Below are 11936 nucleotides of genomic sequence, written 5' to 3' on the forward strand. Positions count from 1 at the left end.
GCGATTGTGGGCCACGCCAGCCTCGGTCGGGCTCCCCAAAACAGGTTACAAGGCCGTGTGCGCCCCCAGCACCCGGTCTTTGAGCTGGGTCAGGCGGTCGCGCGCCTGGGCCGCCTGCTCGAATTCGAGCTTGCGCGCGTGCTCGAACATCAGCTTTTCCAGCCGCTTAATCTCTTTGGAGAGGTCTTTCTCGCTCATGTCCTGGATTTCGGCCTGCTGCACCCGGGCCAGCTCTTGGCGCTGCGCCTGCTCGCTGGCTTTGTCGCTTTGCACACCGTCGATCAAATCTTTGATGCGCTTGACCACCCCGATGGGCGTGATGCCGTGCTCGGCGTTGAAGGCCAGTTGCTTGGTGCGGCGGCGCTCGGTCTCGCCGATGGCGCGCTGCATCGAGTCGGTGACGCGGTCGGCGTACAAAATGGCCATGCCGTTGAGGTGGCGCGCCGCGCGGCCGATGGTCTGGATCAGGCTGCGCTCGGAGCGCAAAAAGCCTTCTTTGTCGGCGTCCAAAATCGCCACCAAGCTGACTTCGGGTATATCCAGCCCTTCGCGCAGCAAGTTGATGCCCACCAGCACATCAAAAACACCCAGGCGCAGGTCGCGGATGATCTCGACCCGCTCCACGGTGTCGATGTCGGAGTGCAGGTAGCGCACGCGCACGCCGTTTTCGTTCAGGTACTCGGTCAACTGCTCGGCCATGCGCTTGGTCAGCACGGTGATGAGCACGCGCTCGCTGCGCTGCACGCGCAGGCGGATTTCTTGCAGCGCGTCATCGACCTGGTGCGTGGCCGGGCGCACTTCGAGCAGCGGGTCCACCAGCCCGGTCGGGCGCACCACCTGCTCCACCACCTGGCCGGCGTGCTGGCGCTCGAACTCGGCCGGGGTGGCCGAGACGAAAATGCACTGGCGCATGCGCGCCTGGAACTCCTCGAACTTGAGCGGCCGGTTGTCGAGCGCGCTCGGCAGCCGAAAGCCGTACTCGACCAGCGTGGCCTTGCGCGAGCGGTCGCCGTGGTACATGCCGCCGAGCTGGCCGATCATGACGTGGCTCTCATCCAAGAACATGAGCGCATCGGGCGGCAGGTAGTCGCACAGGGTGGCCGGCGGCTCGCCCGGGGCCGCACCCGAGAGGTGGCGCGAGTAGTTCTCAATGCCCTTGCAGTGCCCCACTTCGACCAGCATTTCGAGGTCGAAGCGGGTGCGCTGCTCCAGCCGCTGCGCCTCCACCAGCTTGCCCGCGCCCACCAGCTCTTGCAGGCGCTGCGCCAGTTCGAGCTTGATGCCCTCCACGGCGGCCAGCACCTGCTCGCGCGGCGTCACGTAGTGGCTGCTGGGATAAACGGTGAAGCGCGGGATGCGCGAGCGGATGCGCCCGGTGAGCGGGTCGAACAGTTGCAGCGACTCGACCGCGTCGTCGAACAGCTCGATGCGCAGCGCCAGCTCGGAGTGCTCGGCCGGAAAAACGTCGATGGTGTCGCCGCGCACCCGAAACAGGCCGCGCGAAAAATCCTGCTCGTTGCGCTGGTACTGCATGCGCACCAGTTGCGCGATGGCCTCGCGCTGGCCGAGCCGGTCGCCCACGCGCAGCGTCATGATCATGCGGTGGTAGCTCTCGGGCTGGCCAATGCCGTAGATGGCCGAGACGCTGGCCACGATCAGCACATCGCGCCGCTCCAGCAGGCTTTTGGTACACGAGAGCCGCATCTGCTCGATGTGCTCGTTGATGGCGCTGTCTTTTTCGATGAACAGATCGCGCTGCGGCACATAGGCCTCGGGCTGGTAGTAGTCGTAGTAGCTGACAAAGTATTCGACCGCGTTGTTGGGGAAAAACTCGCGAAACTCGCTGTACAACTGCGCCGCCAGCGTTTTGTTGGGCGCGAACACGATCGCCGGTCGGCCCAGCCGGGCGATCACGTGCGCCATGGTGTAGGTCTTGCCCGAGCCGGTCACGCCCAGCAGGGTCTGGTAGAGCTCGCCGTTTTGCACCCCTTGCACCAGCAGCTCGATCGCCGCCGGCTGGTCCCCGGCCGGCTCGAAGGGCTGGTGCAGCTCAAAGGGCGAGCCGGGAAAGCGCAGGCCCTCGACTTGGGCCGAGGCAGCGGATGCAGGCAGGCCTGGCGCGGCTTGCGCGTCAAGGGGTTGGAGTCCGGTCATGGGCGGGAGTTTAATGGCCGTGCAAGGCCGGTCGGCTCCGTTTGCTGGCCTTGCATGCCCAATCAAGCTGGAAAAACACGGACTTGATGTCGAGAGGATGCAGGCTCGGGCAACAAAAAAGCCCCACAGACTGGAGGCCTTGGGGCTTTTTCAACGTGCGATTGGTAGGCGCGATTGGACTCGAACCAACGACCCCCACCATGTCAAGGTGGTGCTCTAACCAGCTGAGCTACGCGCCTAAGGTCGGTTGCAAGCCTGCTATTGTAGCAGGCTTTAGCGCCGGCGCACGCTTCGCACCCCGGCCACGTCTTGCATGGCCGCCATGACGCGTTGCACCCGGCTGGCGTCGGTGACTTCGACCGTGAAGGTCATCCAAGCCACCCCTTTCACGCTTTGCGTCTGCACCCCGATGACGTTGATTTTTTGGCTGGCAAAGGCGTCGGAGATGTCGCGCAACAGGCCTTGGCGGTCCTGCGCCTCGATCGCCACATCGACGGCGTAGTGGGTGGCCGCATCGCCTTTGGTGCCGGCGCCGTTCCACTGCACCTCGATCACCCGACCCGGATGCCGCTGCGCCAGCATGGCGTAGTCGGGGCAGTCGGCGCGGTGCACGCCCACCCCCTTGCCGCGCGTGATGTAGCCACGGATGTCGTCCGGCGGGGCCGGTTTGCAGCAGCGCGCCAGTTGCGTCAACAGCGAATCCATGCCCACCACCAGCACGCTGCCTTGCGGGGCGCGGGCCGGGCTGTGGCGCGCTTTGCGCAACTGCACCTCGTCCGGGGCTTGCAGCGCCGGGGCCGGGTTGAGCAGTTGCTCGACCGTGCGCAGCGTGATTTCGTCTTTGCCCAGCGCCTCGCACAGGCTGGCGGCGTCGTCGTAGCCGATGCGGCTGGCCAGATCGTCGAGGTTGAGGGCGGTCTTGCCTTCGCGCTGCAACCACTTGTCGAGCTGCTCGCGGCCGCGCTGGATGGTGCTGTGCACCGCCTGGGCGTTGAACCAGGCCCGCACCTTGCTCTTGGCGCGGTGGCTCACCAGGTAGCCCTGCTCGGGGTTGAGCCAGTCGCGCGAGGGGCCGCCGTCTTTGCTGGCAATGATTTCGACTGTCTGGCCGTTTTGCAGCGGCGTGTTGAGCGCAACCATGGCCCCATCGACGCGGGCACCACGGCAGCGGTGCCCCAGATCGGTGTGCACGGTGTAGGCAAAATCGAGCGCGGTGGCCCCCTTGGGCAGCTCGACGATGGCCGCGTGCGGTGTCAGCACATAGATGGCGTCGTCAAACAGCGGCTGCGCTGCCTCTTGGCGGCGCTCGCTGGCCACGTCGCGCTGCCAGGCCAGCAACTGGCGCAGCACGGCGATTTTGGCGTCGTAGTCGGAACTGGCGCTCACCCCCTGGTAGCCCTTGCTGCCGGCTTCTTTGTAGGCCCAGTGCGCCGCCACGCCATGCTCGGCGTGCTCGTGCATGGCTCGGGTGCGGATCTGCAATTCGAAGGCGCGCCCCTGCGCGTCGCGGATCACGGTGTGCAGCGACTGGTAGCCGTTGGGCTTGGGCTTGCCGATGTAGTCGTCGAACTCTTCGGGCAGCGGGCTGTAGTGGGCGTGCGCGTGGGCCAGCACGCGGTAGCAGTCTTCGATCTGGGGCACCACCACGCGCAGCGCCCGCAGGTCGAACACCTGGTCAAAGTCGAGCGCCTTGCCGCGCATTTTTTTGACGATGCTGTAGATGTGCTTGGGCCGCCCCTGCACCTCGGCCTGAATGCCTTGCGCGTGCAACGCCTGCTGCAACTGCTGGCGCACCTGCTCCACGTGGCTCTCGCGCTCGATGCGTTTTTCGTCGAGCTGGCGCGCGATGTCTTTGTAGGTCTGCGGCTCGAGGAAGCGAAAGGCGAGGTCTTCGAGCTCCCACTTGATCGGCCAGATCCCTAAGCGATTGGCAAGCGGCGCAAACACGTGCAGCGATTCGCTGGCCAGCGCCGGGTCGGGTGCAATTTTGGCCGCCGCGATGAAGCGCAGCGTTTGCAGCCGCGAGGCCAACCGCAGCAGCACCACACGCAAATCGCGCGAGAAGGCCAGCAACATTTTGCGGATGTTTTCGTGCTGGCTGGCTTCGAGCTCGCTCGGGGCGGCCCGGTTGGTGCTGCCCGGCTCGGCCACGCTGGCGCGCTCCAAGCGCACCTGGGCTGCCTTGACACGGGTCTGGCGCTGCAACTGCACCAGCTTGGTGGTTTCCAGCGCCACGGCGGCCAAGTCGCCGCCAAAGGCTTTGGTGATGAGCTCGCGCGGGCGGTTCAGGTGCTCGCAGGCATAGACCAGGTAGGTGCAGACCTTGAGTTCGGCCCCGCCACCGATCAGATCCAGCACGGCAACCACGCCGTCGGCGTGCGCCAGCGTGTTTTCGCCGGTATCGAGCGTTTCGGCGGCCAGCAGCGGCTCGGCAAAAGCGCGCGCGCGCAGCACCGCGGCCTGCTCGTCGGCGGCGTGGGCCTGCGACGGCCGCCCCCCGGCTGCACCGGCCGCCCCGGCTGTTGGGGCTGCTGCGCTGGCGGGAAAATCGGGTGGCGGTGGGGCCGATCTCATGGAGCCAACAGAAAATCGCACACCGGCGCCACCTGCTCGGGCGCCACCAGCGTGGGCGCATGGCCCACACCCGCAAACTCGTGCAGGCGCGCACGCGGCCCGCGCTGCGTCATGGCCAAGGCGGTGACATGGCTGAGCAGGTCGGATTCGGCCCCGCGCAGCAACAGCACCTCGGCCGTGATGGCCTCGTACATTTGCCACAGCAAGGCCTCGCCGGCGTGGATGGCTGCGCCGGGGTCTGCGCCCACCGCCTGCCCTGCCGCCTGCATGGCGCGCAGCGGCTGTGCAATGGCCGGATCGTAATGCAGCGTCCAGCCGCCTTGCACCGGGCGCAGCATCGGGCGCGACAGGGCCAGCCACTGCTCGGGGCTGTGTGGGCCAAAACCCCGGTGCAGTTGAGCCAGCGCCTGCACCGCCTCTTGCTCGCTGGCATAGACGGGCTGCAGGCCGACATAAGTGGCTATGCGGCGCAGCGCCGCGGCCTCGATCACCGGCCCCACGTCGTTAAGCACCAAGCGGCGCAAACCCAGCCCGGGTTGCGCTGCCAGCGCCATGCCGATCAGGCCGCCCATGCTGGTGCCCACCCAGTCGATGCACAGTTCGGAGGGTTCGGCGCTGCCGGTGGCCGCCGCGCAGCGCGCGCGCAGGTGCGCCAGCAACAGCGCCAAGTCGGCGGCGTATGTGGGCACCGCATAAGCCGATGGGTCGGCCAGCCAGTCGCTGTGGCCGCGCCCGGCCACATCGACGCACACCACCTGCACCCGACCCTGAGCCCGCTGCAGCAGCGCCTGCGCCAGCGCGTCGAAATCGCGCGCCTGGCGCGTCAGGCCGTGGACGCAAACCACCACCTGCGCCGGGGCGACGGGCGCACCGGTTGGCCCCCACTCCCACCAAGCGATGCGGCGCGGTTCGCCGTGCGTGGCCAGCGGGCCGGGTACGGCCAGATGATGCAAGGTGGGTTCCATATCGGTCTCTCGTCTCCCGCGCGCCGGCTTACCGCGCGCTGATCGCCTTGTAGCGTCCTAGATAATGGCACCTATCGTAAATCAAAAGGAGATGTTTTCATGCTCGCAAACAAGACGGCGCTGGTAACGGGCTCGACCAGTGGCATAGGCCTCGGGATTGCCAAGGCGCTGGCGCAACAAGGCGCGCACCTGGTGCTGAACGGTTTTGGCGACGCGCAAGCCGCTTGCGCCGAAGTGGCGGCCGTGGCTGCGCCGGGGGCTCGGGTGAGCTACCAGGGCGCCGACATGAGCCAGCCGCAGCAGATCGAGGCCATGCTGCGCGCTGCGGCAGCGGAGTTTGACCGCATCGATATTTTGGTCAACAACGCCGGCATCCAGCACGTGGCGCCGATTGAGGATTTTGCGCCCGAGCGCTGGGACGCGGTGCTGGCGATCAACCTCAGCAGCGCCTTTCACACCACGCGGCTGGCGCTGCCGGCCATGAAAGCGGCCAACTGGGGCCGCATCATCAACGTGGCCTCGGTGCACGGGCTGGTGGCCTCGGCCAACAAATCGGCCTACGTGGCTTCCAAGCACGCACTGGTGGGCCTGACCAAAGTGGTGGCGCTGGAAACCGCCACCACCGGCGTGACCTGCAACGCCATCTGCCCCGGCTGGGTGCTCACGCCGCTGGTGCAAAAGCAGGTCGATGAGCGCGCCGCCGCACTGGGCTTGAGCAATGCCGAAGCCACCAAGCACCTGCTGTGCGAGAAAGAGCCTTCGCTGCAGTTCACCACGCCCGAGGAACTGGGCGCGCTGGCGGTGTTTTTCTGCTCGGCCGCAGCCGCCAATGTGCGCGGCGCGGCCTGGAATATGGACGGCGGCTGGGCGGCGCAATAAACCTATTGCAACTGCACCGTGCCGGCCACCGTGACCTGCACCTGCGCCGTGCCGGGTTCGGCGGGCAGGGCGGCCTCGGCACCGTCTAGGCGGGCTTGCGCGGCCAGCATCAGGCGCGGCCGTGGCGAAAAATCCTGCTCGCCGTCTGAAATGGCGATTTCGCGCAAGCTGTAGCTGGCAAAGCCAAAGTCGCGCGCCACCTGCTGCGCGCTGGCGCGAAAGCGCTCGATGGCGGCGCTGCGCACGCTGGCCTCGACCTGCTGGCGCGCCTGCGGGCTGAGCGAAAACGCCATCTGCGCCACGTTCAGGCCGCGCACCTGCGCCGCCGCCGAGGCCAGCGCCGCCACGTCGCGCCCCTGCAGCAGCAGCTCGGCGCTGCCGATCCAGCCCACGATCTGGCCTTCTGCATTGTGGCGCGGCTGCAGGCTGAAATGCCCCGTGCCCAGCTCGAATTCGCCCGCGCGCACCTGGGGCCGCAACTGGCGCAACGCCGCCTCCACGCCCTGGCTGAGCTGGCGCTGCAAGGCCGCCGGCTCGGCACCCTGCACGCGCTGCACCAGCGTCAGGGTGAGCCAGTCTTGGCGCACCGTCTGCTGCGCGGTGGCGCTCAACTGCACCACGTTGTGGGGCAAAGGCTGCAAAGCAGCCGGGTTGGCCGAAACTTGCGCCAAGGCAGAACCTGCGCCCAGCAGGCCCAAGCCCAGCGCCAAGCCCGCCAGCCCATGGCCCAAGCGCGTGGAGAAAGAAATAGTTCGATAAATCATTGGATTGCTCCTGTAAAACCAGACCCATGCAACGTGCGTGGCGCGTGTTGCCTTGCGCGGTGCCCTGCCAGTGTGCCATCCGCAGCCCCGGCAAACCCCGCTTTGGGCGGCGAGCACGCGCAACAACTGTAACGGCGCGTTTCCCAAGCGTCGATTGCCCAACCCCTAGGGGCCGCCCGGTGTCACAATCGTTGTCACTGTATTAGCTCGAATGCCCAACCCATGCCCCACCCCACCCCGGAACCGCCGCCGCACCGCACCGACCGCATCGTGGTCGTGGACGACGACGCCCGCATCCGCGAATTGCTCAACCGCTACCTGAGCCAGCAGGGCTTCGAGGTGTTGCTGGCGGCCGACGCGCGCGCGCTCGACAAGCTGCTGCAGCGCGAGACCTTCGATCTGATCGTGCTCGACCTGATGCTGCCGGGCGAGGATGGCCTGAGCATCTGCCGCCGCCTGCGCGCCGGGCGGCTGCGCACCCCCATCATCATGCTAACCGCCAAAGGCGAAGACGTGGACCGCATCGTCGGGCTGGAAATCGGGGCCGACGATTACTTGGGCAAACCCTTCAACCCGCGCGAGTTGCTGGCGCGCATCCACGCCGTGCTGCGCCGCCGCCCGGCCCCCGAAGTGCCGGGGGCCCCTTCGACCGAAAACGAGGTGGTGCGGTTTGGCCCCTTTGTGCTCGACCTTGGGCAGCGCACCCTGCAAAAAGACGGCATCGACATCGGCCTGACCAGTGGCGAGTTTTCTATGCTCAAGGCCTTGGTGCGGCACCCGCGCCAGCCGCTGTCGCGCGACAAGCTGGCGCAACTGGCACGGGGGCGCGAGTTCGAGCCCTTTGACCGCAGCCTCGACGTGCAAGTCTCGCGCCTGCGCAAACTCATCGAAGCCGACCCCGGCGCGCCGCGCTACCTGCAAACGGTGTGGGGCGTGGGCTATGTGTTTATTCCCGATGGCGCCAACTGAGCCACAGCCCGGTGCAGAGTCCAGCCGCCAAACGGGCGGCAAGGGCATCAGCCTGTTTAGCCGCACCTTTTTGTTGCTCGGTGCCTTGCTGCTGGGCTCGGTGCTGGCCTGGTTTCAAACCCTGCGCACACTCGAAGAGGAGCCGCGTGCGGTGCAAAGCGCGCAGCAACTGGCCTCATTGGTCAACCTCACGCGCGCCGCGCTGGCGCACGCCGACCCGATTGCCCGCATTTCGCTGGTCACCACCTTGCTACAGCAAGAAAACCTGCGCATCGCGGTGCGCGAAGACGCCGACAACCACCTGAGCTATGACTACGACCCCTTAAGTCGGCGCATCAGCGCCGAACTGGCGCTCATGCTCGGGCCGCAGACGGTGGTGGCGCGCCAAGTGAACGGCTTTGACGGCCTGTGGATCGGCTTTGAAATCGATGGCGACCGCTTCTGGCTGCTGGCCGACCCGGCCCGGGTGGGGCAAGTCGGCGGCACCACCTGGTTGGTTTGGCTCGGCATTGCGGCGGCCTTGTCGGTGCTCGGCGCGGCCCTGTTTGCGCGCCTGATCAACCAGCCGCTGCTGCGGCTCAGCGCGGCCACGGCGCGCGTGCGCTCGGGCGACTTCTCCGGGCCGCGGCTCGATGAAACCGAGGCCACGCACGAGATTCGCGCCGTCAACGTCGGCTTTAACCGCATGGCCGAGCAACTGGCCAAGGCCGAGGCCGACCGCACGCTGATGCTGGCCGGTATTTCGCACGACTTGCGCACCCCGCTGGCGCGGCTGCGGCTGGAAATCGAGCTCAGCGTGCCCGACGAGCCCACGCGCCAACTCATGGCCGCCGACATCGACCAGGTGGCGGCCATCATCGACAAGTTTCTCGATTACGCCCGCGTCGACCAGGTGCAGCAACTGCAAGCCGTCGATCTGGCCGAACTGACGGCCACCGCGCTGCTGCCCTACCAGGGCGCCCCCGACTGCGCGGTGACCCTGGATGTGCCACCTGGCCTGCGCGTGCTGGCCGACCCGGTGGAACTGCGCCGCGTGCTCGACAACCTGCTGCAAAACGCCTCGCGCTACGGCCGCGGCCCCGACGGGCAATTGCGGCTGCAGATCAGCGCCCCACCCAGCCCAGCCGGCACGCTGACGCTGCAACTGGCCGACCAAGGCCCGGGCGTGCCGCCGCCACTGCTGCCGCGCCTGACCGAGCCCTTTTTTCGCGCCGACAGCGCCCGCACCGCCGCCAACGGCAGCGGCCTGGGGCTGGCCATCGCCGACAAAACCCTGCAGCTCATGGGTGGCGCGCTGGAACTGCGCAACGGGGTGGCCGGCGGCCTGCTGGCGCGGCTGCGTTTGCCGGAGGCAGCGGCTGAGCCCTGAGCGCATGAATTGCGCAGTGGCAGCATTGGCTTGCAACAAGACTGTAAAAGGGCTACATTCGGGCTTCACACAATTAGGATCCAAACCATGCAATACGCCACGCAGGTCCAGCCCATCAGCTACCTCAAGGCCAACGCGGCCGCCGTGCTGGCGCGCTTGTCTGAGCAGCGCGAGCCCTTGCTTATCACCCAAAATGGGCAAGCCAAGGCGGTGCTGCAAGACGTGGCCTCGTATGAAGAAACCCAGGAAACCCTGGCGCTGCTAAAAATCTTGGCCCTCGGCCACCAAGATGCGGCCGCTGGCAAGCTCAAGCCGCTGGCCGAAGTCGAGGCCCGTCTGCGCGCCCGGCGCTCTGCGGCCTGATGGCCAACGCGGCCCCCGAATTCGAGGTCTTGCTCACCGAGGGCGCGCAGCGGGACTTGGAATCGATCTGCGACCACATCGCCGAATTCGACTGCCCGGCCAATGCCGATTACGTGCTGGAGCGCTTGCTGGAAACCCTGCAAAGCCTGTCGATTTTTCCGCAACGCGGCAGCTACCCCAAGGAGTTGCTCGCGCTGGGAATCAAAGAGTACCGCCAGACCGCCTTCAAGCCCTACCGGGTGATTTACCGCGTCAGCGGCAATCAGGTCATCGTCGCGCTGATTGCCGATGGTTGGCGCAATATGCAGACGCTGCTGGCCCGAAGGTTGCTCACGGCGTAGTCTTGGTCAATGGCGCACAAGCGCGGCAGGCGCCGTCTGGTGCGCAACACCTGCCCCGAAGCCTCAAGCCACCCGCTGCAACAGCGCCACCGCGCGGCATTCGATGGCCAAACCCTGCCCAACCGGCCCGAGTTTTTCGGCGGTTTTGGCTTTTACATTGACCTGGCCCGGTTGCAGGCCCAGCACGGCGGCGATGCGCGCCTGCATGGCCGCTTTGTAGGGGGCCAGCTTGGGGGCTTGGGCGATCACGGTGGTGTCGAGGTTGACGAGCGCATAGCCTTGCTCGGCCACGCGCTGCATGGCCTGCGCCAGCAACTGGGCCGAGTCGGCCCCGGCAAAGCGCGCGTCGGTGTCGGGGAACAGGGTGCCAATATCGCCCAGCGCGGCCGCGCCCAGCAGCGCGTCGGTGATGGCGTGCAGCAGCGCGTCGGCATCCGAGTGCCCGAGCAGGCCACTGGGGTGCGGGATGTGGATGCCGCCCAAAATCAGTGGCCGCCCCGGCACCAGGGCGTGAATGTCCCAGCCTTCGCCGATGCGCAGGCCGGTCAGGGGGTTGGAGGCGGGGGCCGTTGGGCTGGGAGGGGATAGGGCGAGGCTGGCTGCTGGGTGCATAGGGGCTTTGAGGGTGGCGGCTGGATCGGCAGGGGCCGCGATGCAGTGTGCAGGCGGGGCGCAGGAGGTGGTGGGATGGATGGACTTCGCCCCTTCCAAGGGATGGGCGTGGCTGAAAGGCTGCTGCTGGGGCTGCTGCTGGGGCTGCTGTCTATGCTGCTGCGCCTGCCGCTGCGCCAGCAGCGCCTCGGCCAGCGCGAAGTCGGCCGGGTAGGTGATTTTGAAGTTGCTGGCACTGCCTGGCACCAGCAACGGCTGGGCGCCGCTGCGCTCGATGGCGCTGGCCTCGTCGGTGATGCCGTCAAAACCGCTGCCCTGGTGCGCCGCCAGCGCCGCGCGCAAGGCCCCGAGCTTGAACATCTGCGGCGTTTGCGCCAGCCATTTGTCGGCGCGCTCCAGCGTGGCAGCCACCCGAGCCATGGGGGTAGCTGATGTGGCTGATGTGGCGGCCTTGAGCGTGTCCGGCAGCGGCAGCGCCAGCAGGCCGCCCACCGGGTCGTGCCAGCAGGCCGCGAGCAGGCGCTCGATCTGCTGCGGCTCAATCAGGCAGCGCGCGGCATCGTGCACCAGCACCCAATCGGCGTCGCGGGCCCCGGCGGCGGCCAGTTGCTGCAAGCCGTTGAGCACGGTCTGGGCGCGCACGGCACCGCCTACAGGCCAAACGCGCACCCGTGCGTCGCGGCTTTGGTAGGAATCGTCGCCGGGCGCCACCACCACCGCCACCCCGGCCCAGTGCGGCAGCGCCAGAAAAGCCGCCAGCGTGTGGTCGATCACGCGCTGGCCCGCCAGCAATTGGTATTGCTTGGGCGCGGCCGGCTCTGAGGAGCGCAGCGCCCGGCTACCGCTACCCGCGCTGGTGATGAGGGCATAGCAGCGCGGCGCGTCAGGTGCAGGTGCAGGTGCAGGTGCAGGTGCAGGTGCAGGTGCAGGTGCAGGTGCAGGTGCA

The 11936-nt window shown here is 67.3% G+C and carries 10 protein-coding genes, 1 tRNA gene and 1 pseudogene; 5 read left to right on the forward strand and 7 right to left on the reverse strand.

Annotated elements, in window-relative coordinates; all coding sequences use genetic code 11:
• Nucleotides 1-45: 45 nt before the first annotated feature.
• From uvrB to SRAH_RS10475, 4 genes are all read right to left on the reverse strand, one after another.
• Nucleotides 46-2154 carry an excinuclease ABC subunit UvrB gene (gene uvrB, locus SRAH_RS10460; RefSeq protein ID WP_045477205.1) on the reverse strand — a complete coding sequence of 703 codons (2109 nt, stop codon included), beginning with the start codon at nucleotides 2152-2154 and terminating at the stop codon, nucleotides 46-48.
• A 162-nt stretch (nucleotides 2155-2316) separates the two neighbouring features.
• Nucleotides 2317-2393 (reverse strand) — tRNA-Val (locus SRAH_RS10465).
• Nucleotides 2394-2427: 34 nt separating this feature from the next.
• Nucleotides 2428-4728 carry a RelA/SpoT family protein gene (locus SRAH_RS10470; RefSeq protein WP_029463295.1) on the reverse strand — a complete coding sequence of 767 codons (2301 nt, stop codon included), beginning with the start codon at nucleotides 4726-4728 and terminating at the stop codon, nucleotides 2428-2430.
• Nucleotides 4725-5693 (reverse strand): alpha/beta fold hydrolase, encoded by a 969-nt coding sequence (locus SRAH_RS10475; RefSeq protein ID WP_029463296.1) that lies wholly within the window; start codon nucleotides 5691-5693, stop codon nucleotides 4725-4727. The genes SRAH_RS10470 and SRAH_RS10475 overlap by 4 nt, the downstream gene beginning before the upstream one ends.
• A gap of 99 nt (nucleotides 5694-5792) precedes the next feature.
• Between SRAH_RS10475 and SRAH_RS10480 the strand changes: the two genes are divergently transcribed.
• A complete protein-coding gene (locus SRAH_RS10480) occupies nucleotides 5793-6572 on the forward strand; it encodes a 3-hydroxybutyrate dehydrogenase (RefSeq protein WP_029463297.1) in 780 nt (259 codons plus the stop codon).
• Between the two features lie 2 nt (nucleotides 6573-6574).
• Here the strand turns inward: SRAH_RS10480 and SRAH_RS10485 are convergent, their stop codons facing one another.
• Nucleotides 6575-7336 (reverse strand): SIMPL domain-containing protein, encoded by a 762-nt coding sequence (locus SRAH_RS10485; RefSeq protein ID WP_045477213.1) that lies wholly within the window; start codon nucleotides 7334-7336, stop codon nucleotides 6575-6577.
• Nucleotides 7337-7558: 222 nt separating this feature from the next.
• On the opposite strand from SRAH_RS10485, the gene ompR reads away from it, so the two are divergent.
• From ompR to SRAH_RS10505, 4 genes are all read left to right on the forward strand, one after another.
• A complete protein-coding gene (gene ompR, locus SRAH_RS10490; protein WP_029463299.1) occupies nucleotides 7559-8305 on the forward strand; it encodes an osmolarity response regulator transcription factor OmpR in 747 nt (248 codons plus the stop codon).
• The gene (locus SRAH_RS10495; protein WP_045477215.1) at nucleotides 8292-9674 is read left to right on the forward strand and encodes an ATP-binding protein; all 1383 of its coding nucleotides are present in this window, start codon (nucleotides 8292-8294) and stop codon (nucleotides 9672-9674) included. Before ompR ends, SRAH_RS10495 begins: the two co-directional genes overlap by 14 nt.
• 87 nt (nucleotides 9675-9761) lie before the next feature.
• Nucleotides 9762-10037 (forward strand): type II toxin-antitoxin system Phd/YefM family antitoxin, encoded by a 276-nt coding sequence (locus SRAH_RS10500; RefSeq protein WP_029463301.1) that lies wholly within the window; start codon nucleotides 9762-9764, stop codon nucleotides 10035-10037.
• A complete protein-coding gene (locus tag SRAH_RS10505) occupies nucleotides 10037-10378 on the forward strand; it encodes a type II toxin-antitoxin system RelE/ParE family toxin (RefSeq protein ID WP_029463302.1) in 342 nt (113 codons plus the stop codon). The genes SRAH_RS10500 and SRAH_RS10505 overlap by 1 nt, the downstream gene beginning before the upstream one ends.
• A gap of 63 nt (nucleotides 10379-10441) precedes the next feature.
• On the opposite strand, the gene ispF is transcribed toward SRAH_RS10505, so the two are convergent.
• Together ispF and SRAH_RS12365 are read right to left on the reverse strand one after the other, a co-directional pair.
• The gene (gene ispF / locus SRAH_RS12360) at nucleotides 10442-10918 is read right to left on the reverse strand and encodes a 2-C-methyl-D-erythritol 2,4-cyclodiphosphate synthase (protein ID WP_439645554.1); all 477 of its coding nucleotides are present in this window, start codon (nucleotides 10916-10918) and stop codon (nucleotides 10442-10444) included.
• Between the two features lie 306 nt (nucleotides 10919-11224).
• Nucleotides 11225-11851 (reverse strand): annotated as a pseudogene (locus SRAH_RS12365) (IspD/TarI family cytidylyltransferase); the annotation flags it as partial.
• Nucleotides 11852-11936 lie beyond the last annotated feature (85 nt).

Origin of the sequence: Serpentinimonas barnesii (assembly GCF_000696225.1) — a bacterium.
In the GTDB taxonomy this organism is placed as follows: Bacteria; Pseudomonadota; Gammaproteobacteria; order Burkholderiales; family Burkholderiaceae_C; genus Serpentinimonas; species Serpentinimonas barnesii.